The organism is Glycomyces sp. NPDC048151, from assembly GCF_043202775.1.
Classification (GTDB): Bacteria; Actinomycetota; Actinomycetes; order Mycobacteriales; family Micromonosporaceae; genus Glycomyces.
This window is the reverse complement of record NZ_JBIDBB010000004.1, coordinates 104,839-128,616: the sequence shown is the minus strand read 5'-3', so window position 1 is coordinate 128,616 and position 23,778 is coordinate 104,839. Positions and strand designations below refer to the sequence as shown.

At 71.9% G+C, this 23,778-nt stretch carries 21 protein-coding genes and 1 pseudogene; 7 read left to right on the top strand and 15 right to left on the bottom strand.

Annotation, left to right across the window (positions count from 1 at the left end):
• The first annotated feature begins 56 nt into the window (after positions 1 to 56).
• Both ACGGCP_RS10370 and ACGGCP_RS10365 read left to right on the top strand, forming a co-directional pair.
• The gene (locus ACGGCP_RS10370) at positions 57 to 596 is read left to right on the top strand and encodes a hypothetical protein (RefSeq protein WP_392963915.1); all 540 of its coding nucleotides are present in this window, start codon (positions 57 to 59) and stop codon (positions 594 to 596) included.
• A gap of 80 nt (positions 597 to 676) precedes the next feature.
• Positions 677 to 3,349, top strand: coding sequence for a Dyp-type peroxidase (locus tag ACGGCP_RS10365; RefSeq protein ID WP_392963912.1), 2,673 nt, complete (start codon positions 677 to 679; stop codon positions 3,347 to 3,349).
• Here the strand turns inward: ACGGCP_RS10365 and asnB are convergent.
• Positions 3,264 to 5,249, bottom strand: a complete 1,986-nt coding sequence (asnB, locus tag ACGGCP_RS10360) for an asparagine synthase (glutamine-hydrolyzing) (RefSeq protein ID WP_392963910.1) — start codon at positions 5,247 to 5,249, stop codon at positions 3,264 to 3,266. The two genes, ACGGCP_RS10365 and asnB, sit on opposite strands and share 86 nt — an antisense overlap.
• Positions 5,250 to 5,527: 278 nt before the next feature.
• On the opposite strand from asnB, the gene ACGGCP_RS10355 reads away from it, so the two are divergent.
• Positions 5,528 to 6,181, top strand: coding sequence for a response regulator (locus ACGGCP_RS10355; RefSeq protein WP_392963907.1), 654 nt, complete (start codon positions 5,528 to 5,530; stop codon positions 6,179 to 6,181).
• Here the strand turns inward: ACGGCP_RS10355 and ACGGCP_RS10350 are convergent.
• Entirely contained in the window at positions 6,162 to 6,362 is a 201-nt protein-coding gene (locus tag ACGGCP_RS10350; protein WP_392963904.1) for a hypothetical protein, read from the bottom strand. The genes ACGGCP_RS10355 and ACGGCP_RS10350 overlap by 20 nt on opposite strands.
• A gap of 19 nt (positions 6,363 to 6,381) precedes the next feature.
• Here ACGGCP_RS10350 and ACGGCP_RS10345 point away from each other — a divergent pair.
• Positions 6,382 to 6,879, top strand: a pseudogene (locus ACGGCP_RS10345) (histidine kinase); the annotation flags it as partial.
• Positions 6,880 to 7,353: 474 nt separating this feature from the next.
• On the opposite strand, the gene ACGGCP_RS10340 reads toward ACGGCP_RS10345, so the two are convergent.
• Complete coding sequence (locus ACGGCP_RS10340) at positions 7,354 to 8,190, bottom strand: phosphoribosylaminoimidazolesuccinocarboxamide synthase (RefSeq protein ID WP_392963901.1); 837 nt, start codon at positions 8,188 to 8,190, stop codon at positions 7,354 to 7,356.
• A gap of 154 nt (positions 8,191 to 8,344) precedes the next feature.
• On the opposite strand from ACGGCP_RS10340, the gene lipA reads away from it, so the two are divergent.
• Together lipA and ACGGCP_RS10330 are read left to right on the top strand one after the other, a co-directional pair.
• Positions 8,345 to 9,286: a lipoyl synthase gene (gene lipA, locus ACGGCP_RS10335; RefSeq protein WP_392965066.1), complete on the top strand. Its 942-nt coding sequence runs from the start codon at positions 8,345 to 8,347 to the stop codon at positions 9,284 to 9,286.
• Between the two features lie 30 nt (positions 9,287 to 9,316).
• Positions 9,317 to 10,012 carry a DUF4191 family protein gene (locus ACGGCP_RS10330; protein WP_392963900.1) on the top strand — a complete coding sequence of 232 codons (696 nt, stop codon included), beginning with the start codon at positions 9,317 to 9,319 and terminating at the stop codon, positions 10,010 to 10,012.
• An 89-nt stretch (positions 10,013 to 10,101) separates the two neighbouring features.
• Here the strand turns inward: ACGGCP_RS10330 and ACGGCP_RS10325 are convergent, their stop codons facing one another.
• The 3 genes from ACGGCP_RS10325 to ACGGCP_RS10315 all read right to left on the bottom strand — a co-directional run bounded on the left by ACGGCP_RS10325 (position 10,102) and on the right by ACGGCP_RS10315 (position 13,420).
• The gene (locus ACGGCP_RS10325) at positions 10,102 to 10,512 is read right to left on the bottom strand and encodes a DUF3040 domain-containing protein (RefSeq protein WP_392963897.1); all 411 of its coding nucleotides are present in this window, start codon (positions 10,510 to 10,512) and stop codon (positions 10,102 to 10,104) included.
• A 170-nt stretch (positions 10,513 to 10,682) separates the two neighbouring features.
• The gene (dinB, locus tag ACGGCP_RS10320; protein WP_392965063.1) at positions 10,683 to 11,867 is read right to left on the bottom strand and encodes a DNA polymerase IV; all 1,185 of its coding nucleotides are present in this window, start codon (positions 11,865 to 11,867) and stop codon (positions 10,683 to 10,685) included.
• A 392-nt stretch (positions 11,868 to 12,259) separates the two neighbouring features.
• A complete protein-coding gene (locus ACGGCP_RS10315) occupies positions 12,260 to 13,420 on the bottom strand; it encodes an alkaline phosphatase family protein (RefSeq protein WP_392963894.1) in 1,161 nt (386 codons plus the stop codon).
• A 208-nt stretch (positions 13,421 to 13,628) separates the two neighbouring features.
• Here ACGGCP_RS10315 and ACGGCP_RS10310 point away from each other — a divergent pair, with 208 nt between their 5' ends.
• A complete protein-coding gene (locus ACGGCP_RS10310) occupies positions 13,629 to 14,684 on the top strand; it encodes a hypothetical protein (RefSeq protein WP_392963892.1) in 1,056 nt (351 codons plus the stop codon).
• A 301-nt stretch (positions 14,685 to 14,985) separates the two neighbouring features.
• On the opposite strand, the gene ACGGCP_RS10305 is transcribed toward ACGGCP_RS10310, so the two are convergent.
• The 9 genes from ACGGCP_RS10305 to lgt form a co-directional block, all read right to left on the bottom strand.
• Positions 14,986 to 15,648 carry a response regulator gene (locus ACGGCP_RS10305; RefSeq protein WP_392963890.1) on the bottom strand — a complete coding sequence of 221 codons (663 nt, stop codon included), beginning with the start codon at positions 15,646 to 15,648 and terminating at the stop codon, positions 14,986 to 14,988.
• Between the two features lie 41 nt (positions 15,649 to 15,689).
• Positions 15,690 to 16,832: a sensor histidine kinase gene (locus tag ACGGCP_RS10300; protein WP_392963888.1), complete on the bottom strand. Its 1,143-nt coding sequence runs from the start codon at positions 16,830 to 16,832 to the stop codon at positions 15,690 to 15,692.
• Between the two features lie 138 nt (positions 16,833 to 16,970).
• Positions 16,971 to 17,735, bottom strand: a complete 765-nt coding sequence (locus tag ACGGCP_RS10295) for a methyltransferase domain-containing protein (RefSeq protein WP_392963885.1) — start codon at positions 17,733 to 17,735, stop codon at positions 16,971 to 16,973.
• 350 nt (positions 17,736 to 18,085) lie between these two features.
• Positions 18,086 to 18,850, bottom strand: a complete 765-nt coding sequence (locus ACGGCP_RS10290; RefSeq protein ID WP_392963883.1) for a WecB/TagA/CpsF family glycosyltransferase — start codon at positions 18,848 to 18,850, stop codon at positions 18,086 to 18,088.
• On the bottom strand, positions 18,850 to 19,833 hold the full coding sequence (locus tag ACGGCP_RS10285) for an NAD-dependent epimerase/dehydratase family protein (RefSeq protein WP_392963880.1): 984 nt from the start codon (positions 19,831 to 19,833) through the stop codon (positions 18,850 to 18,852). The genes ACGGCP_RS10290 and ACGGCP_RS10285 overlap by 1 nt, the downstream gene beginning before the upstream one ends.
• A gap of 38 nt (positions 19,834 to 19,871) precedes the next feature.
• Positions 19,872 to 20,843 (bottom strand): hypothetical protein, encoded by a 972-nt coding sequence (locus ACGGCP_RS10280; RefSeq protein WP_392963877.1) that lies wholly within the window; start codon positions 20,841 to 20,843, stop codon positions 19,872 to 19,874.
• A 33-nt stretch (positions 20,844 to 20,876) separates the two neighbouring features.
• Positions 20,877 to 21,398, bottom strand: coding sequence for a GNAT family N-acetyltransferase (locus ACGGCP_RS10275; RefSeq protein WP_392963875.1), 522 nt, complete (start codon positions 21,396 to 21,398; stop codon positions 20,877 to 20,879).
• The gene (locus tag ACGGCP_RS10270) at positions 21,395 to 22,549 is read right to left on the bottom strand and encodes an FAD-dependent oxidoreductase (RefSeq protein ID WP_392963873.1); all 1,155 of its coding nucleotides are present in this window, start codon (positions 22,547 to 22,549) and stop codon (positions 21,395 to 21,397) included. Before ACGGCP_RS10270 ends, ACGGCP_RS10275 begins: the two co-directional genes overlap by 4 nt.
• A gap of 28 nt (positions 22,550 to 22,577) precedes the next feature.
• The gene (gene lgt / locus ACGGCP_RS10265) at positions 22,578 to 23,633 is read right to left on the bottom strand and encodes a prolipoprotein diacylglyceryl transferase (protein WP_392963871.1); all 1,056 of its coding nucleotides are present in this window, start codon (positions 23,631 to 23,633) and stop codon (positions 22,578 to 22,580) included.
• Between the last annotated feature and the right edge of the window lie 145 nt (positions 23,634 to 23,778).

Below are 23,778 nucleotides of genomic sequence, written 5' to 3'. Positions count from 1 at the left end.
TCGCATAGCCGACGCGGGGGTACCGCGGTTCCCGGGCGGCGTGACACAATACGCGCGTGCAAGTGAGGCAGACTCCGTTCCGACTGCTGCGGGCCGCCGTGTTCGCAGCGGTCTCGGCGTCCGCCTCGCTCCTGCTGCACCTGTGGAGCGGCGGGAACGCCCCCGGCCCGCTCCAGTTCGCCGCTGCCCTCTTCCTGCTCTTCGCCGCCGCGTACGGCGTCGGCGGACGCCAGCGCGGCTTCCTCGCGCTCACGCCCCTGTGCCTGGCGGCGCAGTACGGGCTGCACGAGTTCTTCGAGATCGGCGCGGTCGCCGCTCAGGGCCATGCGCACGGCGCGGGCCTGAGCATGTGGCTGGTGCACATCGCGGCCGCGCTGGCGCAGGCGTCGTGGCTGGCGCGCGGCGACGCCGCGTTCGCGAGGCTGCTCGACGCGCTGACGCTGTTCTTCGCGCGCGTGGTGCGGGTCCTCGGCGCGGGCGCGCTCGTGGTGATCCGGCCGCGCCGCTTCATACTGCGGACGCAGACGCCGCGTCCGGTCCCGGCGAGCCGCACCCAGATCTCGCATCGCGGTCCGCCGCTGTTCGCTTTCTCCTGAGTCCTTTTGTCCCCCAGCGCCTTCGGCGTTGACTCCTGCCCTGGTTCCCGTGTGCTCCGGGGCTGCTCGGAAAGCGAACAATGTCAGACAAACCCAAGATTTCGGCTGCCCTCAGGCAGCTGCTGCTCCGGCTGCATTTCTACGCCGGCATTCTCATAGCCCCTTTTCTGCTGGTCTCGGCTTTGACCGGGCTGGCCTACGCGCTGTCCTACCCCTTGGAGGACGCGCTCTACTCGGATCTGCGCACGGTCGATCCCGGCGGCGAGCGGATCGGCCTGGCCGACCAGGTCGAGGCCGTCACTGCGGCGCATCCGGACTGGACGGTGACGGCCGTGCGGCCCGCCGCCGAGGACGACGCGTCGACGGCGGTCGTCGTGGACGACGGCGTCGTCCGCGAGTCGGGCGCGGTCGCGGTCGTCTACGTCGACCCGTACACCGGTGACGTGCTGGGCGATTCGACCTCGTACGGGTCCTCGCAGGCCGGTCCGGTGCGCGAGTGGATCTCGACGCTGCACCGGAACCTGCACCTGGGCGAGCCGGGCCGCCTGTACTCGGAGCTGGCGGCGAGCTGGCTGTGGGTGGTGGCGCTCGGCGGCCTGGTCCTGTGGATCGCCCGCAAGCGCCGCGACGGCGGCCTGTGGCGGCCGAAGCCCCACGGCACTGGTCGTTCGCGCACGCTCGCGTGGCACGGCCCGGTGGGGCTGTGGCTGGTGCTCGTCCTGCTGTTCCTGTCGGTGACGGGCCTGACCTGGTCGCGGTACGCGGGCGAGAACGTCGCGGCGCTGCGCGAGACGCTGAGCTGGACCACGCCTTCGGTCACCGTGGAGGGCGCGACCGGCGGGGACCACGGCGGGCACGGCGGGCACCACGAGAGCGCTGCGGCGTCGCCGTTCGCGGTGGCGCTGCTCGACAGCGTGTACGCGACCGCGCGGGACGCGGACATGAACGGCCCCTTGCAGATCACCCTGCCCACGGGCGGGGGCACGCAGTACCTGGTGGCCGAGACGCACCGGTCGCTGCCGCTCGAGCAGGACCAGATGGTGGTCGACACCGCTTCGGGCGCGCCTGAGGTGGCCGAGGAGCTGCGGTTCGCGGACTGGCCGTTCATGGCGCAGGCGACGAACGTGTTCATCGCCGCGCACATGGGCCTGCTGTTCGGTTTGGCGAACCAGCTGCTGCTGGCGGCGGCGATGCTCGCGGTCGTGCTCATGATTGCGTGGGGCTACCGGATGTGGTGGCAGCGCCGCCCCAAGGGCGGGCTCGTGGGCCGTCCGTATGCGCGCGGGACGCTGCGGAGGCTGCCGTGGCCGCTGGTCGCGGTCGTCGTGGCGGTCACGGCCGGGGTCGGCTGGTGCTTCCCGCTGCTGGGGATCTCGTTGGCCGCGTTCGCCGTGATCGACGTGCTCATCGGTCTGTGGCAGCGGTTCCGCAAGCCGCCCAAGGAGAACGGGGACGGCGAGGCCGTGGTGTCGCGGCGTGCGGCGCTGGCGGGGGCGACGGTCGCGGCGGCGGTCGGCGCGGGCGTCGGCATGGGCATCGCGTCGTCGCAGGGCGACGGGGGCGAGGCGGCCGGGGCCGATGGGGCCGTGGAGCCGTTCTTCGGGGCTCGGCAGTCCGGGATCGAGACGCCCGCGCAGGGCCATGCGCTGTTCGCGTCGTTCGCCTTGTCGGACAAGGCGATGACCGGCGAGACGCTCGACCAGGCGGCGATGAGGGCGAACCTGCAGGCCCTGCTCCGGGACTGGTCGGCGGTCGCGGCGGCGCTCGCGGCCGGCGAGGCGCCGCCGAAGGCGAAGATCGACGGGGACGACCAGTTCGACGCCGAAGCGGTGGCGGCCGGGCTGGACCCGGCGCGGCTGACGGTGACGTTCGGGCTCGGCCCGGGCGTGTTCGCGAAGACGGGGCTGGAGGCGGCGCAGCCGTCGAAGCTGGTGGAGCTGCCCGAGTTCGACGGGGACAAGCTGAATCCGGCGTGGTCGGGCGGCGACCTGCTCCTGCAGGTGTGCGGCGACGACCAGCAGGTGGTGAGCGGCGCGTTCCTGGAGCTGCGCAAGCGCGCGGTCGGGTACGGGACGCTCGGCTGGGTGCAGCAGGGCTTCTCGTCGCGGCCCGCCGACGGCGGAACGCCCCGGAACCTCATGGGGTTCAAGGACGGCAGCGCGAACCCGGAGGTCGGGTCGAGCACGTTCGACGAGCGCGTGTGGGCGGTCGACTCGGAGCCGGGATGGTTCGAGGGCGGCACGTACCTGGTGTTCCGCAAGATCCGGATGCGGCTGCCGGACTGGTCGATGCTCACCGCCGAGGACCAGAACCTGACGTTCGGGCGCGAGCGGGACTCAGGGGTGCCGCTGAGCGGCGGCGGCGAGTTCGACCACCCGGACTTCGAGGCGCTCGACGCGTCCGGTCTGCCCGCCGTCCCGGCGGACTCGCACGTCGCGGTCGTGCACGACGCGCCGATGGTGCGGCGCGGCTACAACTACGACTACGGGTTCCTCACCGAGGGCGCGGTCAGCTCCGACGCCGCGACGGACGGGCACTTGGACGGGCACATGCACGCCGAGCACCCGTACGACGCGGGACTGCTGTTCGTGTCCTTCCAGGCCGACCCGCAGGCGTTCATCGACGCGCAGGAGAAGATGGCCGCGTCTGACCGGTTGAGCGAGTTCATCACCGCCGAAGGCAGCGCGGTGTTCGTGCTCCCACCGGGTGCGCCCGAGGGCGGCTACGTCGGCCAGGGGCTGTTCGAGGCCTGAGGATGATGGTGGCGGTGCGGGGCGCGCGGACGCGGTCCCAGCCCAGCGGCGGGCGGTCGAGCTGGGAGTACCAGAGGCAGAAGACCATCACGGCCCACACCTTGCGGGCGTTGTCGGCCTCCCCGGCGCGGTGGGCGCGCAGCAGGCCGCGCGCGAACTCGAGGTCGAGGAGGTGCCCGCAGGCGCTCGTGGCGAGCACGTGGTCGGCCCACTCGAACATGGGCCCGGCCAGCCACTGCCGGTGCGGGGTCGGGAAGCCCAGCTTCGGGCGCTCGACGATCGTGGGCGGCACGATGGCCTGCACGGCGCGGCGCAGCGCGACCTTTGTCTGCTTGCCCTGGAGGCGGTGCTCGACGGGGACGCGCGCGGCGACCTCCCACACGGCCCGGTCGAGGAACGGCACGCGCAGCTCCAGGCTGTGCGCCATGGACATCCGGTCGGCCTTGACGAGGATGTCGCCCTTCATCCAGGTGCGCAGGTCCATGTGCTGCATGCGGGTCGTCGGGTCGAGGTGCGCCGACTCGTCCCAGATCGGGTCGGTGACGGCGCGGTAGTCCGGGCCCTCGTGGCGCAGCAGGCGGCGCTTGTCCTCACCGGTGAAGATCTTCGCGTTGCCGACGAACCGCTCGCGCAGCTCGGCGGTGCCCCGCTCGAGGAAGCTCTTGCCCTTGACGCCGTCGGGCAGGACCGCGGACGCCTTGCGCAGCAGGCCCTTCGCGGGGTCGGGGAGCGCTTCGAGGCGTTTGAGCGAGTGCGGCTCGTGGTAGATCGTGTACCCGCCGAACAGCTCGTCGGCGCCTTCGCCGCCGAGGGCGACGGTGACGTGCTCGGCGGCCTTCTTCGTCACGAAGTACAGCGGCACGAGCGCCGGGTCGGCGACCGGGTCGTCCAGGTGCCACACGATCTTCGGCAGCTCCCGGATCACGTCGTCGACCGAGACGGGCGCGGGGATCGACCGGACCCCAAGGGCCGCAGCGGAGGCGGCGGCCACTTCGAGCTCGTCGTACAGGCCCGGGTCGGTGAACTGCGCGGTGAACGTCAGCAGGTTCGGGTTGACCTCGCGGGCCAGCGCGACCACGGCCGTCGAGTCGATGCCGCTGGACAGCAGCGCGCCGACCGGCACGTCCGAGCGCATGTGGATGCGCACGGAGTCGCGCAGGGCCGCGAGGATCTCGCCGTGGAGCGCTTCGGCGTCGTCGACGGGCCTGGGCTTGAACATCGGCTCGAAGTACCGCTGCGGGCGCGGTTCGGCGCCGGGGCGGAACATCGCGAAGTGCCCGGCCTCGAGCCGGTGGACGTGCCGGTGGAGCGTCGCCGGCTCGGGCGTGTACTGGAACGTCGCGTAGTGCGCGGTCTGGTCGGCGGCGATCATGTCGGGGTGGGTGAGGCCCGGCAGGAGCTTCTTCTCGCTGGCGAGCCAGGTCGCGCCGTCCCACTGGGTCCAGTAGAGCGGCTTGATGCCGAACGGGTCGCGGGCGGCGAAGAGCAGGTCGGCGGAGCGGTCGTAGATGACGAACGCGAACATGCCGCGGAGGCGGTGGACGACGTCGGGGCCCCAGTGCCGGTAGGCGGCCAGGATGACCTCGGTGTCGCCGCGGGTCGCGAAGGTCTCGCCGTGGACGCGGACGAGCTCGTCGCGCAGTTCCACGAAGTTGTAGATCTCGCCGTTGAAGACGATCGAGTAGCGCTCCGCGTCGGCGCCGTCGCCGCGGCGCATGGGCTGGTGGGAGCCTTCGACGTCGATGATCGAGAGGCGCTTGAAGCCCATGAGGACCTGCGGGCTCGCAGGGAGGACGGCCGTCTCGTCGGGGCCGCGGTGGCTGATGAGCTCCAGGGCGGCGGCGAACCGGGTCCCGTCGGGGTCGGCGCTCGCTCCGGCACGGACTGCGAAGCCGCACATGGTGCCTCCAAATCGGTGGGTCAGGTCAGGGGGACTTCCAGATTCGTTCAGCGGGAGCGCGTTCGCCTCCGGCGAAGTGCCGGAGCCGCCCCGGTGAAGGTCCCTCCGAAAAACCGTCCGATGGACTTCGCCGGGTCCGGCCGAAGGTCCCGAATCGACCCTCCGAAAGTCAGGAATGTCACCCCGCCATGTGGATGGGCCGGTACCCGACTTGCAGCGGGTTGCCGCCTCCGGGGATGATGAGCGTTCACATAACGAATAGGCCACAGGAGGCGCACGTGATTCGAGTGCTCATCGTCGACGACGAGGCGCTGATCCGCTCGGGGTTCACCCACATCCTCAGCGCCGCTGAGGACATCGAGGTCGTGGACGCGGTCTCGGGCGCCGACGCGGTCGACCGGGTGCTGTCCCTGCGGCCCGACGTCGTGCTCCTCGACATCCGCATGCCCGACGTCGACGGCCTCACCGTCCTCAAGCGCCTGCGGCACCTCTCCCACCCGCCCGTCACCGCCGCGCTGACGACCTTCGACACCGACGAGTACGTGTACGAGGCGCTGCGCCTGGGCGCGGCGGGCTTCCTCCTCAAGGACACCGAACCCGAGCACCTCGCCTACCAGGTGCGGGCCCTCGTCACCGAAGGCGCGGTCCTCTCGGCGAAGGTGACGCGCGCCGTCGTTGCCGGGTACCTCGACCGCGGCGCCGAGACGAAGGCGAACCCCCGCATCGACCGGCTCACCGAGCGCGAGAAGGAGATCCTGCTCCTGCTCTCCGAAGGGAAGTCGAACGGGGAGATCTCCGCGGAGCTGTTCCTCGGCCTGGGGACCGTCAAGGACCACGTCTCCTCGATCCTCACGAAGCTGCAGGTCTCCAACCGCGTCCAGGCCGCGCTCGCGGCGCACGACGCGGGCCTGCTCAAAGGCGACGGCGAGTGACGAGGCTCGGCCTGCCGGAGAAGATCCCGCAGTGGTGGTGGGACGCGGCGGTCATGGTCGTCGCGATCGCCCACCTGGCGTTCGTGATCGACCTGTGGAACCAGCCGGTCGCGACGTTCGCCTGCGTCGGGGTGCTCGCCCTGCTCTTCCGCAGGCGCTGGCCGTTCCTGGTGTTCCTCATAACGCTCCCGGCGGCGTTCATGGTGTTCGAGAAGGTCGCCTCGGCGATCGCGCTGTACACGCTGACCCGCTACTCCCGCAAGCCATGGGTGCCGGTCGCCGCGACGCTGATGCTCGCGTTCTGCTTCGTGTTCCAGGGCCTGGGCGTCTACTACCTGTTCTTCGGGGCGTGGGCGGAGACGTTCCCGGAGGCGCTGGCGCTGCTCCCCGACCACCTGGTGCCGTACGAGTCGTCGATGCGGCTGGCGCTCTACTACACGGCGATGGCGGTGGTGCCCGCGATCCTCGGGTACAGCCAGCGCGCGCGTCACGGCATGGCCGACCGGCTCGCCGAGATCGAGGAGGCCCGCGAGCACGAGCAGCTGCTGCTGACCCAGCAGGCGCTGGCGGCCGAGCGGGCGCAGCTGGCGCGGGAGATGCACGACGTCGTCTCGCACCAGGTGAGCCTGATCGCGGTGCAGGCCGGGGCGATGCAGGTGCGAGCGCAGGACGACGAGAGCCGCGAGATCGCCTCGACGATCCGGCGGCTGTCCGTCACGACCTTGGAAGAGCTGCGGCACATGGTGCAGGTGCTGCGGGTGTCGGGTTCGAGGGCGACCGAGCTGACGCCGCAGCCGACCCTCGACGCGCTGGACGCGCTCGTGCAGGGCTCGGGGATCGACGCGCGGCTGCAGGTCGAGCGGATCGTCGGGCTCGACCCGGCCGGGCAGCGCGCGATCTACCGGACTGTCCAGGAGGGGTTGACGAACGCCCGCAAGCACGCGCCGGGCGCGGCGGTGACGGTGACCGTGGTCAACTCCGGCGACGGCGCGGACGTGAGCGTCGTGAACGCGCCGGGGTCGCGGCCGGTGCTGGAGCTGCCGAGCTCCCGGCACGGGCTGCTGGGCCTGCGGCAGCGCGCCGAGCTGCTCGGCGGCAGCTTCCAGGCGGGCCCGACGCCCGAGGGCGGCTGGGCGGTGCGGGTGTGGGTGCCGCGGGTGACGGCGAGTCCGTTAGCTCCAGGTGCGGCCGGTGAGGAGCTCGTACGCCTCGATGTAGCGGGCGAGCGTGGCGTCGATGACGTCCTGCGGCATCTCGGGGGCGTCGGCGTCGTCGGGCTTCCAGCCGGTGGAGCGGGCCCAGTCGCGCACGTACTGCTTGTCGAAGGACGGCTGGGTGCGGCCGGGGTTCCAGGCGGCGGCGTCCCAGAAGCGGGACGAGTCGGAGGTGAGCGCCTCGTCGGCCAGGCGGAGGGTGCCTTCGGCGTCGATCCCGAACTCGAACTTGGTGTCGGCGATGATGATGCCCTTCGCGAGGGCGATGTCGGCGCCGCGGCGGTACAGCGCGAAGGTGAGGTCGCGGATGCGGGCGGCGAGGTCGGCGCCGACGAGGTCGGCGGTCTCCTCGTAGGTCATCGGCAGGTCGTGGTCGCCGACGTCGGCCTTGGTCGTGGGCGTGTAGATCGGCTCGGGCAGGCGCGAGCCGTCGACCAGGCCCGCGGGGAGCGCGATCCCGCAGACGGTGCCGTCCTTCTCGTAGCTGGCGAGGCCGGAGCCGGAGAGGTAGCCGCGGACGACCGCTTCGACCTTGACGATCTCCAGGCGCTTGACGCGCACGGCCCGCCCGGCGAACTCGGCGGGGACGTCGTCGGCGCAGACCACGTGGTTGGGGACGATGTCGGCGAGCTGCTCGAACCACCACAGGCTCAGCGCGGTCAGGAGCGCGCCCTTGCCGGGGACCGGCGTCGGCAGGACCACGTCGTAGACGCTGACGCGGTCGGAGGCGACGAGGACCAGGTCGTCCCCGTCGGCGTAGACGTCGCGGACCTTGCCCTGGTGAATGAGTTCCACTGCTGCTCCCCTGCTCGGCTCTCCCCTATTAGACCAGCGGGAACGTCATCCTACGTTTCACCGCGCGCGCCGCTGTGCCCAGCGACACCTGCCGTCCGGCGGATGCGCGGCGTAGGCTGGGCCGGTGACTTCCGTACAGCCCGAAGGACGCCGGATGCTGCGCCTCGAAGTGCGCAACGCCCAGACTCCGATCGAGAAGAAACCCTCCTGGATCAAGGTCAAAGCCAAGACCGGCCCGGAATACACCGAGCTGCGGGGCCTCGTCAAGAGCGAAGGCCTGCACACGGTCTGCCAAGAAGCCGGCTGTCCCAACATCTACGAGTGCTGGGAGGACCGCGAGGCGACGTTCCTCATCGGCGGCTCCCAGTGCACGCGCCGGTGCGACTTCTGCCAGATCGACACCGGCAAGCCCGACGCGCTCGACCGCGACGAGCCCCGCCGCGTCGCCGAATCGGTGCAGACCATGGGCCTGAAGTACGCCACGATCACCGGCGTCGCCCGCGACGACCTCGACGACGGCGGCGCCTGGCTCTACGCCGAGACCGTCCGCCGCATCCACGAAGCCGTCCCCGGCTGCGGCGTCGAGCTCCTCATCCCCGACTTCAACGCGGTCCCCGAGCAGCTCGCCGAGGTCTTCTCCTCCCGCCCGGAGGTGCTCGCGCACAACGTCGAGACCGTGCCGCGCATCTTCAAGCGCATCCGGCCCGCGTTCCGCTACGAGCGGTCCCTCGAGGTCATCACCAAGGCCCGCGAGGACGGCCTGGTCACCAAGTCGAACCTGATCCTCGGCATGGGCGAGACCCGCGACGAGGTCTCCCAGGCGCTCAAGGACCTGCACGCGGCGGGCTGCGAGCTCATCACCATCACCCAGTACCTGCGCCCGACCAAGCGCCACCACCCGGTGGACCGCTGGGTCAAGCCCGAGGAGTTCGTGGAGCTCACCGCCGAGGCCGAGGAGATCGGCTTCGCCGGGGTCATGAGCGGCCCGCTCGTGCGCTCCTCGTACCGGGCCGGGCGGCTCTACAAACAAGCGATCGACGCCCGCTCGGCGACGCTTGCGAGCCGTAAATTAGTGCGGCCCGCAGCCCCCGCTTAGTTCGCAACACCGACCACTAGAATTGACGACATGGCGAAGCAGCAGGAAAAAGAGACGTTCGGCTCCCGGATGAAGACCATCGGGATGGCGATCAAGTTCACCAACGAGCGGGACAAGCTGTTCCTGCCGCTGGAGGCCGCCGCGATCCTGCTGCCCTTCGCGATCATCACCGCGCTCGTCGTCTTCGCGAAGTTCTCCCTGCTCTGGTACGTCAGCGCCCTGTTCGTGGCGCTCCTGGCCGGCTTGATCGTGCTCAACATGCGCACGAGCAAAGTGGTGAACAAGGAGGCCGTGGGCAAGCCGGGCGCGGCGTACGCGCTCATCGACGGCATCCGCGGCTGGCAGGTCACCCCCGGCGTCGCGGCCCTGTCCGAGACGCAGATGGTGCACCGCGCGGTCGGCAAGGCCGGCGTGGTCCTCCTCGGCGAGGGCGGCGGCAAGGTCCGCAAGCTCCTCGGCCAGGAGAAGAAGCGCATCTCGCGCGTCGTCGGGTCCACCCCGGTGTACACGTTCCTCGTCGGCGAGACCTCCAGCGACGACTTCTCGGTCACCGAGGTCCGCAAGCGCCTCATGAAGCTGCCCAAGAACATCGACTCCAAGGACGCCAACCACATCGCCAAGCGCCTCGACGCGCTCGGCATCGGCATGGCCATCCCGAAGGGCCCGATCCCGACCAGCGCCAACGCCGGGAAGGGCGCCCGCCGCGCCATGCTGCGCGGCCGCTAGACACCGCAAGACGAGAACGGCCCGGCGGGGGAACCCGCCGGGCCGTTCTCGTCGCTGCCGGTCGTGCCGCAGCGCTGCGTCTGTGCCGTCTAGTAGATGTCGCCGTTGTCGCGGCGGCGGCGCCACCGCTCCTCCATGCGTGAGGTGAACCCGCCGGGCTTGGGGGACTTCGAGCCGCCGGTGGACCGGCTCGCCTTGCCGTCGACCGCCTTCAGCTTCACGTTCGAGCCGCGGCGCTGCGCCCAGAGGCCGAGGATCAGACCGCCGAACATGAGGACCGCGCCGATCGGCGCGCCGAACATCGCGACGTCGCCCCCGGCGATCACAGAGCCGATGACGACGCCGATGCCGATGACCGTGACGATGCCGGCCAGGATGAGCCTGCGCCGGGTCACGTGCGCCGGGTCGTGGGCGCGCACAGCAGAGGCGAACTGCGGGTCTTCGGACAAGGACTGCTCGATTTGCTCGAACAGACGTTGTTCGTGGTCGGAGAGCGGCACGACACTCCTCCTGCGCTAGTGCTCGACGGAGCCGCCGCCAAGCCGGCGACTCCACTGCTTGCATCCAAGTCTACGAGGCTTTCGCCCGAGGCGGAAGGCAGTTCGTGCTTGAATCGGTCCGTTCTGGCCGCGATGCGCGAGCTGACGGGGGCGCCCCGGCGCAATTGCGCTCACCGGCCCGGGTTCCCCGATTCCGGGGTGTCTACACGCGAGTCCCGCCGGGCCAGGCGCGCGGCCGAGCGCACCGCGCCCTTCCCGAACTTCGCGCTCGCCTCGTCCATGACCGCCTCGATGTCGCGCCAGCCGTGCTCGGGTTCGCCGAGCGCGACCTGGCGGCCCACGGCCGCCGCCTCCACGAGGTGGTCGAGCTTCACCCCGATCAGCCGCACCGGCGCCGTCGCGGCCGCGTCCGCCAGTTCCCTTGCGGCCGAATAGAGTTCACGGCCCACGTCCGTGGGCGCGGCGAGCATCCGCGAACGCGTGATCGTCTTGAAGTCCCCGAACCGGATCTTCACCGTGACCCCGCGCCCGGCCCAACCGGCCGCGCGGGCACGCGACGCCACCTTGCGCGACAGCTCCAGCAGCACCGGGCCCCAAACGGTCCCGTCAGGGGCGTCGGTGTCGAACGTCGTCTCGTTGGAGATCGACTTCTCGACCCGCTCGGGCCGCACCGGCCGGGGGTCGATGTTCCGCGACAGCGCGTACAGGTGCTCGGCGCTGGCGCTGCCGACCGAGGCGGCGAGGCTGTCGACATCCAGTCGCGCCAGGTCGCCGACCGTGCGCATGCCGAGCCGCGTCAGCTTCTCGGCGGTCTTCTCGCCGATCCCCCACACCGACCGGATCGGCAGGCGGTGCAGGAACTCCAGCTCGGTCGCCTTCGGCACCACCCCGAGTCCGTCGGGCTTGGAGGCCTCGCTCGCGAGCTTGGACAGGAACTTCGTGGACGCGATGCCCACGGTGCAGGTGATGCCGTGCTCGGACCGCACGCGCTCGCGGATCGCGCGGGCGATCTCCACGGGCGACCCGATGAGCCTGCGCGCGCCCGCTACGTCGAGGAACGCCTCGTCGACCGAGATCGGCTGGACGTGCGGGGTGAACTCGCGGAAGATCCCCATGACCGCCCGCGACACCTCGCCGTAGGAGGTCGTCGGGGTGAGGAACACGCCGTGCGGGCAGCGGCGGCGCGCGATCGCGGTCGGCAGCGCCGAGTGCACTCCGTACTTGCGGGCCTCGTACGAGGCGGCGGAGACGACCCCGCGGGGCCCGAGCCCTGCGACGATGACCGGCTTCCCGCGCAGGGACGGGTCGCGCGCGATCTCCACCGAGGCGAAGAACGCGTCCATGTCGACGTGCATGATCCCCAGACCGTCATCGGACAGCCCGGGCCCGATGAACCGATGAAGATCGCTGGCCACCCCCGAAGCCTAACCACAGGGACCGACAACCACCCCCGACAGAGCCGCGACAGCCCGGCCCCAACCGCGCCACCGCGCCACCGCGCCACCGCGCCACCGCGCCACCGCGCCACCGCGCCACCGCGCCACCGCGCCACCGCGCCACCGCGCCACCGCGCCGACATCATGACCTGCCCATACGCCCGAATGTCACACCCGCATGGGACAGTCATCGCATTTCTTCGGTTGGCAGGAAGGCGGATGCGGGTGGGAAGGGGCACGCCCTACGCCCACGCGGGCGCGTCTCGCGCGCCACGCCGCCCACACCGGACACCGCCCGCACCGTCAGCCCGTCAGCCGTTGCGGTAGCTCCAAAGCGGGACGGCCATCTCCGCCGCGGTCAAGCCACCGTGGTGGCCGATGAGCCTCGCGACGTGCGGCGGCTCGCCCTCGACGCCCACGATCGCGAACGTGTCGCGGCACGCCACCACCAGGTCCCCGATCCGCTCGCGCGCCGCCTCGGTGACCTTCGGGCCGAACCAGCCGCGCTCGACGGCCTCGTCCCGGTCGATCACCTCGGCGCGGTCGCCGACGGCCGCCGCCCACGCCTGCCGCACGTCCTCGACCGCGCCCGGCGCGGCGTACAGGTACCGCATCCGCCCGTCCCCGGCGACCGCCGCGACCCCGTGAGTCAGATCGGGCCGCCGGTCCACGTGCAGCCGGTCGGTGATGTTGACCATCCCGTGGTCGGCGGTCACCATGAGCGCCGCGTCCCGCGGCAGGCCGGTCAGGATCCCGTCGATCGCCTCCGCGACCTCCGCGACCGCCTCGAGCCACTGGGGCGAGCCGATCCCGTGGAAGTGCCCGGCCGTGTCGACGTCGGGCAGGTACGCGTACACCAGGCTCCGGTCCCCGCGCGCCAGCGCGGCGAGCGTGCCTTCGGCGACCTCGTGCGGGGCGATCGCGGGGAGCCAGTCGGCGCCGCGGTAGATGGCGCGGGTCAGGCCGGTGTCGCGGAACGTCCCGTTCGAGACGACGGTGCAGACGACGCCGTCGGCGGCGGCCTGCTCGAAGCAGGTCGGCTCGGGCTGCCAGGTCTCGGGGTCGGGCGCGCCGTCCCAGCGGATGTGGGTGACGAGGTCGCCGGTGTCGGGGACGCGCACGGTGAAGCCGATGATGCCGTGCTCGCCGGGCGGGAGGCCGCACGCGAGCGACGCGAGGCTGATCGGGGTCGAGGACGGGACCGTGGCGGTAATCGGGGTGAGGGTGCCGAGTTCGCCGTGGTGGATGGCGCCGACCGTGGCACTGGCTTGGGCGGCCTGGCCGAGGAGGTGGAAGCCGAAGCCGTCGAGGAGGAGCACGGCGACGCGGCGGACGCCGTCGAGCTCGGCGCTGCGCAGGTTGACGCCTCGGGTCGGGAGGCCAAGGGCCGCAAGGGCGGTCGGCATGACATCGGCGAGTGTGCCGGTGCCGTAGGCGGGTCGCGTCGCCGTGAGGTACGGGCTCGAAGGCATGGCCCGAGGCTAGCCGGTTTCGTGTCGGTTCGGCCACACCATGCACCGATGCGGCATGCCGTGCGGTGTGCGGGGCGTGGGCGGCGGGTGAACGGTGCTGCGCGGCGCCGCGTCTGCGGCTGTCAAGTTCGCGCACGGCTGCCGCGCGGCGGCCTGCGGGTCGTCCCGTTCCGCGATCCGAAGCGAATTGCGCTCATATTCTGATGGCATGTCCCAGACTCCCAGCCAGGGCGGACCGCCCGAAGGAGGGGACCCGCGGGAGTCCCCGCAGGGCGGCTGGCGGCCTCCCGCCGAATCCGGGCCGCAGCAGAGCGGCCCCGACCCGCAGTCCCCGGCGCCCGGCGCGCAGCAGCCCGGATGGCAGCAGCCGCCGGGCGGCCCCGGCCCGGCGTACGGCGGCTCGTGGCAGCCGCCGCAGGGCTCGCAGCAGTATTCGGGTGGGCAGCCTCCGCCGCCTCCGCCCGGCGGCTACGGGCAGCAGTACCAGTACGGGCAGCCGCCTCCCCAGGGCGGCAAGCGGACCGGCCTGATCATCGGTGTCGTCGTGGCCGTGGGTGTGCTGCTCGCGGGCGTGCTCGGCGTGATCGGCGTCAACATGATGCGCGGCGGGAACGACGAGGCCGCGACGGATTCGGGCACTTCCGAGCAGGCGCCGTCCGAAGAGGACCAGGCGGAGGAGGAGCAGCCGGGCCAGCCGGACGTGCCCGCGACTTCGTGCCTGCCGTACGAGCCGCAGCTCGCCGCGTTCGGCTTCGACCTGTCGACCGGGTGCGACAGCCCTGACGCGTTCTGGCGCATCACGGACTCCAGCGACACGACCGCGGCGACCGTGACCCCGGACGGGTCCCTCGCCGACATCCAGGTCGCGGTCGACCTGTGCGGCGCGGACTATGCCCGGCTGCAGCTCGGCGAGCTGTGGAAGGACTGGTACTTCACGTATGACAGCGCCTCGCTCGTGGTGGAGCAGCTGGTGTGCGTCGAAGCGCTCGGCACCCCGGACGCGGTCGGCCGCGTCCCGATCATGCCTGACACCGGGTCGTGCTTCGACGACAGCGACCGCTGGTGGACGGTCCCCTGCGAACTGCCCGAGGCGCTCTACGTCGTGGTCGACACGGTCGCGGTCGAGCCGCCGCGGGCCATGACGCTCGAGGAAGCCGACGCGGCATCCGCGCCGTGCTCCGGCGGCGCCCTGTTCTGGCAGGTCGCCGACGCCGACGGGCGCACGACCAACATCCTGTGCGGCGATCCGCTGTTACTCGCGTGAACCGGCGCCCGCAGAGCGAACCAGCGAACGGCCCACCGCGGTCCGCTCCTGCGCCGCATCCCGCACCAGCTCACCGATCCACCATCTAGCGCCTGGCACCCGGTGCCCGACGCCCGAATCTGGGGGCGCTCTACCGTGATCCAGCACGCTGAAGCCCGAACCGGCCCACCGCCTCCGCGCCCGGCGCCCCCGGCACCGGTGACCTGCAGGCGCCCCCGGTGGTGCCTCAACCTCCTCCCTGCACACCCTCCTCTCTGCGCGCGCCGCCTCCCTACCCGTTCTCCACTTCCTCTGTCGCCCTTCACACCTCCGGGATGTCGAGGCCGGACCGGTAGGCGATCGCGACCAGTCCGGCACGGTCGCGCGCCGCGAGCTTCGTGAGGAGCTTCCCGACGTGGGTGCGGACCGTCGCGGGGCTGATGAACAGCCGCTCGCCGATCTCGTCGTTCGCCAGGCCCGTGGCGACCCACCGCAGGATCTCCAGTTCGCGCTCGGTGAGGCCGCCGAGGCTCGGGTGCGGCTTCCCGGTGCTCGTGCCGCGTTCGGCGTACGCGTTGATGACCTTGCGGGTGACGTCCGGGCTCAGCAGCGAGTCCCCGGCGGCGGCGAGCCGCACGGCCCGCAGCAGGTCCTCGGGCGGCGCGTCCTTCATGACGAATCCGGCGGCGCCGTTGGAGAGCGCGTCGAAGATGTAGTCGTCGACCTCGAACGTGGTGATCATGACGACGCGGGTCGCTGCCAGCGCCTCGTCGCGGCTGATGCGGCGCAGCACTTCGAGCCCGTCGAGGCCGGGCATGCGGATGTCGAGGAGGGCCACGTCGGGCCGCAGCTGCGACACGAGGTCCCAGGCTTCCTGGCCGTTCTCGGCCTCGGCGGCGACGTGGATGTCGCCTTCGCTGTTGAAGAGGTTGCGCAGCGCCATCCTGATGAGGCTCTGGTCGTCGGCGATCACGAGTTCGATCATGCGAGTCCTCCGTTGGGGGCGTTGGCGAACGGGAATGGCGGTCAGGCGGTGCTGGGGACGTAGGGCATGTCGGCCTTGACGGCGAATCCGCCGCCGGGCCGGGGCGCGGCGCTGAAGACGCCGCCACTGGTGACGACCCGCTCCATCATGCCCGTGACGCCCTGGCCGATCCGATCGAAGTCGATCGGCCCGCCGCGGCCGTCGTCTTCGACGAGGATGCGGATCCACTTGGGGTCGCAGTCGATCCGGACCTCGGCCCGGGTCGCCTCGGCGTGGCGGATGACGTTCGTCAGCGATTCCTGGACGACCCGGTAGGCGGTGGCGGCGATATTGGTCGGCACGGTGCCGGGCTCCCCGGTGACGGTGTACCCCACATCCAGCCCCCCGGTGCGGATCGCCTCGACGAGGGGCGCGATGTCACTGATCGCGCCGGTGGGGCGCCGCTCGCCCTGGCGGCCCTGGCGCAGCGGCGCGAGGGTGGCGCGCAGGTCCTGGAGTGCGCGGGTCGAGGCGTCCCGGATGGCCTGGAGGTTCTCGACGACCTCCGGCGGCGCGCCCGGCCGCTTCTCCAGGACGTGCAGGGCGACACCGGCGTTCATGCTGACCACGGCGAGGCTGTGCCCGACGACGTCGTGGATCTCCCGGGCCATCTCGACGCGCTCGTCGGCCCGGTAGCGTTCGCGTTCGGCCTCGCGTTCCCGCGCCCGCGCATGGCGGGCCTCGCGCACGATCCGCCCGCCGGCCGCGGCGATGCCGAGCCACACGAGGGTGATGCTGGCGTTGACCCACAGGTCGGGGATGTCGCCGAGGACGAACGTCTGGAACGCCGTGTTGACCGCGAAGAGCCCGGCGAGGACGGCCAGGACGGTCTTGAGCGGCCGCGCGAACGCGAACGCGAAGACCGCGACCGCCGGGAGCATGTAGATCGGGCCCTCCGGCAGGCCGAGGAACAGGTACGTGTACAGGCCCGCAAGTGACCCGGCGAGTGCGATCTCGGGCCAGCGGCGCCGGACCGCGAGGAACGCGGCCGTGACTCCGATGAGGACGAACGCGAGCGGCCCGGGATGGTGGTCCGCGGCGGCGCCGATCGTCGTGCCCGCCGTAAGGATGCCGAGGAGCGCGGCGAGGCCGATGTCGAAGGCGAGGGCCGGGATCCTGGTCCGGGCGGCGGTTGGCGTGGTCACACGTCCAGGCTACGGTCCGGCGGCCCGATCGCCTTCGGCGCGACGACGTAAATCCGCCTACGCGTTTCGGCGTAGAGGCGTTCGGTCGGCGGGCCGATGCGATCGGGCCCAGGTGCCCCGGGCCCGACCGCGAGTGGGTCAGCGCATGGGTTTGCGGGCGAGCAGGTGGATGTGGGTGGCCATGTCCCGGAAGGGGACCCGTGAGGCGGTGGCGAGTTCGAACTCGCGCAGCCCCTCGCCCGAGTCGCCCTTGGCGGCGGAGGCCGGAAGGAGGTCGCCGACGACGCCGACGCCGTGGACCTGCTCGGTGACGAGGCCAGAGCCGCCGACGAGCGCGGTGAGCGTCGCGGTCTCGAAGCGGCGCTTGATGGTGTCGCGGCCGGGGACGACCCCGTCGACGTGGGTGAGCAGGTCGATCGCGGTCGGGAAGTGCCCGGCGAGGGCCTTGCCGAGGACGGCGGCGATGCGGTTGGCGACGAGGATGCTCACGGCGCCGCCTGGCGCGCAGACGCGGCCGAGGGCGTCGAGGGCGGTGTCGGGGTAGTCGACCATCTCGAGGACCGAGTGGCAGAGCACGAGGTCGGCCGTGCCCGGCTCGGCCACGTCGGGGAGCTCGTCGGCGTCAGCCTGGACGGCGCGGACGCGGTCGGTGACGCCCGCGTCGGCGGCGCGCTGGCGGAGGGAGGCGAGCGCGTTGGCGCTGGGTTCGACGACGGTGACGTCGTGGCCGAGTTCGGCGAGGGGGACGGCGAATCCGCCGGAGCCGCCGCCGACGTCGAGGATGCGGAGGGTCGCTCCGGTCCCGGCGGCGAATCGCTCGATCTCGGCCGACAGGACCGACCACACGACGGCCATGCGCGGGTGGTGCCCCGTGTGCGTGATCTCTTTGGGAATGTCGACCATGCGCCACAGCCTAGCGCCGCTGTGCCGCGCGGGGTAGGTGGGCGGGGAGAGAGGCGGGAACGGAAACGTGAACGGAGGGTCCTGGGCAAATCGGACTTCGTTGGGCCCCCGGTCTTAACCCTGCATCACGGGTACGACATCGTTCGCGGGTGCGAAAGGTGAACAGAGAGTCCCGGCAAATCGGACTTTGATGGGCCCCCGGTCTCAACCCTGACACAGGGGTGCGACAAGGCAGCGCCGCCCGGCTCCCTTGAGGGAGCCGGGCGGCGCCGTGCGTGTTCGTCGTGTGCGTGTCCGGAGGCCCGCCGCCCTGGCGAGTTCGTCGTGCGCAGGTCCGGAGGCCCGCCGGGCTAGTCGCGCAGGAACGGGGGCCGTTTGCGGATGGCCCGCAGGTAGGCCGGGTTGTTCTTGAAGTAGCGGCGCCAGAGGCGCTTGGGCTCCTTCGTGAGCCGGTAGAACCATTCGAGGCCGTTGCGCTGCATCCACGGCGGGGCCTGAGGGACGAGACCGGCGTGGAAGTCGAACGCGGCGCCGACGCCGAACATCGCAGGGGCGTTGAGGCGGTCGCGGTGGGCGGCCATCCAGCGCTCCTGCTTCGGCGTCGAGAGCCCCACCCACACCAGCTGCGCGCCGGAGTCGTTGATGCGCTTCACGATCGCCTCGTCCTCCTCCTCCGTCAGGGGACGGAACGGCGGCGAGTACATGCCGGCGAACTTGACGCCCGGAATCCGCTCGGCGAGCTTCTCGGCGAGCAGTTCGGGCACGCCGTCCTTGCCGCCGTACAGGAACGAGGTCCAGCCGCGTTCGGCGGCGCGGGCGAGCACGTTGAGCATCAGGTCGGGCCCGTAGACCCGGTCCATCCAGTCGGCGCCGGCCTTGTGCCCGGCCCACACCATCGGCATGCCGTCGGGCGTGGTGAGCCCGGAGGCGTTGTGGATGGCCAGGAGCTCGGGGTCGCGCTGGGACTCCATGACGCCGTGCACGCCGGTGACGCACACGTAGTGGCGTTCGCCCTGGTCGACCCAGCGGGTGACCTCGGCGAGCGCCATGTCCTGGTTGACGGTGGAGACGCCGACGCCGAGGACGTCGACGCGGCGGAGCTTCGGGTCGGACATCAGAGGCTGTACTTGGCCTTGACCTCGTTGTAGACCCACTCGTAGGTCTTCGTCATGCCCTCGCGGAGCGAGATGGACGGCTCCCAGCCGTAGTACTTCTGGATGAGCGTGTTGTCCGAGTTGCGGCCGCGCACGCCCAGGGGCCCGTCGATGTGCTTGAGCTCGATGTCGATCCCGGCGATGTCGGCGACCAGGTAGTACAGGTTGTTGATGGTGGTCAGCTCGGAGGAGCCGAGGTTCAGGGGCTCGGTGACGTCGCCGCGGGTGAACATCTTGGTGCCGTGGACGCAGTCGTCGATGTAGGTGAAGGAGCGGGTCTGCTCGCCGTCGCCCCAGATCTCGACGGTCTTCTCGCCCTTGAGGGCGGCGAGGGCGATCTTGCGGCAGGTCGCGGCGGGGGCCTTCTCGCGGCCGCCGTCCCACGTGCCCTCGGGGCCGTAGATGTTGTGGTAGCGGGCGATGCGGGTCTCCAGGCCGAAGTCCTCGCGGAAGTGGCGGCACATGCGCTCGGAGAACAGCTTCTCCCAGCCGTAGCCGTCCTCGGCGTCGGCCGGGTAGGCGTCCTCTTCCTTCAGGGGCGCGATGTTCGCCTCGGTCTGCTTGTACCCGGCGTAGACGCACGCGGAGGAGGAGTAGAAGAAGCGGCCGACCTCGGCGTCCTTCGCGGCCATGAGCATGTGCGTGGAGGGGAGCACCGAGAGCATGCACAGGGCCTTGTTGTTCTCGATGAAGCCCATGCCGCCCATGTTGCACGCGAGGTTGTAGACCTCGGCCGCGCCGTCGCCGACGGCTTCGCGGCACGCGTCGAGGTCGGCGAGGTCGCGCTGGAGGTTCTCGGTGTCGCCGTGGACCTGGTACCACTCGTCGAGGGGCTTGACGTCGACGGCGCGAACGGTCTTGCCCTCGGCGAGGAGGCTCGCCACCAGGTGCCCGCCGATGAATCCACCGGCTCCCGCCACTACCGCGTCCACGCTTGCCGCCATCGTCACTCCTCAAGGTTTCGGATACGGGGAAAGATGCCTCAGCCTACCCGCCGCGTCCGCGCGCCAACCAGCCGGGAAACGGGGTGTAAGTCACCTTTGGGGGCGGTTTCCTGGGGGTTCGCGGTCTCACCGGCGCCGCGCCGCAGCAGCTGCGCGGGGCCGATCACGAACAGGTCCGGGTCCGGGTCGGCGCTGATGGCGGCCTCGACGCGGGACGCGACGCAGTACAGGCGCGTCCGCGGGTCACCGAGGAGCCGCCTGACGTAGCGGAGGCGTTTGAGCTGGCGTTCGACCATCTGGAACTTCCAGCGGGTGGTGCCGAGCGCGATCGGCTCGCCCGCCTCGTTCCACGCGGCGAGCTCGATGGTCCGCAGCTGCCGGAAGCGCGGGTCGGGCACGGACAGGCGCGTGGTCTGGACCGCCGCCGGGTCGTTCAGCGCCCACTCGCGGGCGAGCCGGTGGAACTCGGGGCGGCACACGTACCGGTCGTAGCGGGCGTGGGTCATCCGCCACAGCCGGTCGGTGATGTACCCGCGCCGCCAGCGCGGCAGGTGCGCGGCGAGCATCGCGTAGTGGAAGCGGGCGAGGCGGTGCTCCATGGTCCAGAACGGCGCGTCCGGTTCGAGCGGGTTCGCGTCGGCGCGGACGAGCCCGGCCGCTTCGAGGCGCGGCAGGAGCACGTCGAGGTCCGCTTCGGACAGTCCGGTGGCGGCGCGCAGGTCGTAGGGGGTGCGGGGGCGGGTGGTGATCGCTTCGAGGACGTCGTTCTGGGCTTTGTCGGGGGCTTCGCCGAGGACGTCGGCGACGGCGCTCGCCGCGGTCTCGAGGAAGGGCCCGTCGGGCCGCAGGAACGCGTTCTTGACCCAGGTGTCGGCCTCCTGCCGGTTCTGGGGCAGGTCGCCGGCCCTCGCGAGGAGGGCGGGGTCGGAGCCGAGGAGGGCGTGGACGCTGACGGCCGTCTCGGGGTCGGCCACGCCTACGGAGAGGATGGACTCGCGCAGTTCGTTCATAGCGGTTGCGATGCTACACAAACGCTGCGCGGGTCACAGTTCCCGGAACATGAGGTGCATGCCGACCAAGCCCTGCACCGGGTGGCGGAAGGTCGCGGGGAGGACGGCGAGGGTGCGGAACCCGAGGGAGTGCCACAGGTCGACGGCGCGGGTGTTGGTGGCGACGACGGCGTTGAACTGCATGGCGGTGTACCCGTCGGCCTTGGCGCGGGCGATCGCGGCCTCGCCGAGGGCGCGGCCGAGGCCCTGGCCGCGCACGGCGGGGTCGACCATGAACCCGGCGTTGGCGATGTGCGAGCCGCGGCCGGGCTGGTTGGGGTGGATCTCGGCGATCCCGGCGACGCGGCCTCCGGGCGTCCCGTCCCCGGCCGATCCCTCCCCGACTACGGCGACGATCGCGCTCGCGGGCGCTTCCTTCTCGATCCAGTAGGCGCGCAGGCGTTCCTCGGGGGTGTCGGCCTCCCACACGAAGTGCTCGCCGGAGGCGACGATCGGCGCGGCGAAGGCCCACACGGCGGGCCAGTCCTCGGGCCGGGCGTCGCGGATCAGGGTCATCGCGGCGGCTGCCAGTCCGACAGGGACGCCGCCTGGTGCTGCACCCACGAGTCCGGGACGGCCCGCAGGAGGCTCTTGGTCATGCCGCGCCCGCCCGACGCGATCGTGTGGACGCGCCGCGACAGGCGCGCGACGCGTTTGACGCGCGCCATGCGGGCCCGGTCGTAGGAGCCGAGCGCGGCGGGCACCGACTCGGGGCTGCGCCGCAGCGCCCACCCGAGCGTGACCGCGTCCTCCAGGGCGAGGCTCGCGCCCTGCGCGAGGATCGGCGCGACTCCGTGCGCGGCGTCGCCGATGAGCACCAGGCCGCCGTTGCCGACCGGCTGGTGCAGGACCGGCGGGACCGGCCACACGTACCGCACCGACTGCTGCGTCAGCTCCGAGGGCCGGGTCGCGGCGATGAACTTCCCCACGGGCGCGGGCCAGTCCGCGAACCACCGGTTGATGAGCTCGTGCTGGATCTGCGGCGACTCCGGCCGCATCCCGCCCGGCACCGTCGCCCACCAGCACGCGCCCGCGTGCCCGAGGTCGCCGTAGCCGAACCGGCGCCGGTCGGGCCCGTAGATCTCGACGGCGTCCGTGGTCCGCTCGGGGGCGCGGTGGGCGGGCACGAGCCCGCGGAAGCACACCACCCCGGCGTCCACTGTGGGCGAACCGGGGGCGATGAGCTGCCGCGTCGGCGAGTCGATGCCGTCCGCGGCGACCACGAGGTCCGCGTCCCAGCGCCGCGACGCGTCACCGGCCGCCAGGTCCACCATGTCGATCCGGTCGACCTGCGTCGCCGGATGCACCTCGACGCTGTCGCCCAGGCGCGACACGAGCGCCTCGTACAGCATCGCGGTGTGCACCATGACCGACGGCGTCCCGTCGTCCGCGCCGAGCATCGCCGCCGCGAACGAGCTCGACACCCGGTCCTCGCTGCGGATCTCGAACCGGTCGACCGGCGTCCCGGAGGCGTCCAACAGGGCGTCGACCCCGAGCGCGCGCAGCGCGCGCACGCCCGAGGCCCACAGGACCATGCCGAGGTCGTCGCCTTTGAGGCGCTCGCGCCGCTCCAGCAGCGCGACCCTCCAGCCCAGCCGGGACAGGACGATCGCGCTGGCGAGCCCGGCGACGCCGGCGCCGACGACTACGGCTCTTCGGTTCTGCATCTGCACCTGCCAGGGGGATCGGCGGCGGTCAGCTGTCGTCGCGGGTCTTGCCCGCGTCGGCCGGGTCGTCCGCGGCGGCGGCGTCCTCGGCGGTCGGCTCGTCGGGGACGGCGTCGTCCTCGGGCCGGTCGGGCGCGTCGTCGGCCTCGGATTCGGCCTCGTACGCGGCGGATTCGATCTCGCCCGGCTCGGCGCCCTTGGGGAGGGCGCCGTCGACGTACCCGGCGGCCTCGGCCTCGGCGGAGTTCCAGGCGACGGTGACGCGCTCGCCGCCGTCGAGGACGAACACCTGGCGGGTGCCGCGCACGAACAGGAGGTACGCGAGGGCGGCGGCCACGACGACGATGCTCACCCACTGGTTGAGGCGCAGCCCGGCGAAGTCCTCGGCGGGGTCGATGCGCAGGCCCTCGATCCAGAACCGGCCGGTCCAGTACAGGACGACGAAGAGGGCGACGGCGCGCCCGGCCCCGAACTTCCACCTGCGGTCGGCGAGGATGAGCACGAGGGCGACGCCGAGGTTCCACAGCAGTTCGTACAGGAACGTGGGGTGGAACGACGCGTACTGGGAGTATCCGGCGACGCGGTGGTCGGCGTCGATGGCGATGGCCCACCAGGCGTCGAGGGGCTTGCCGTACAGCTCCTGGTTGAACCAGTTGCCGAGGCGGCCGATGGCCTGTCCGACGGGGACGCCGGGGACGCACGCGTCGGCGACCATCCCGAACGGCAGTTTCAGCTGGCGGCAGCCGAGCCACACGCCGACCGCGCCGAGGGCGACGGCGCCGGGGATGCCGAGGCCGCCCTCCCACACGGCGAGGGCCTTCCACGGGTCGCCGTCAGGCCCGAAATAGGCGTCGGGGCTGGTGAACACGTGGTAGATGCGGGCGCCGACGATGCCGAACGGCACGGCCCACACGGCGAGGTCGAGCACGGCCCACTTGGGGGCGCCCCTGGCGCGCATGCGCGCCTCGGCGATCCAGCAGGCGGCGACGATGCCCGCGATGAGGCACAGCGCGTAGGCGCGGATCGGGATGGGGCCGAGGTGCCAGACGGACTCCGACGGGCTCGGGATATATGCGAGGTCCACGACGAGTAAACCTATCGGTTCCGCGCGCGGCCCGCCGCACGGCCCCGAGCGGTCCCACGCCCCGGCCCCGCCGCCCGCCGCAAACCACGCAAACCGCCCCCGGGCACGGCGAAGCCCCGCGGACGCTCGCCCGCGGGGCTGCCTG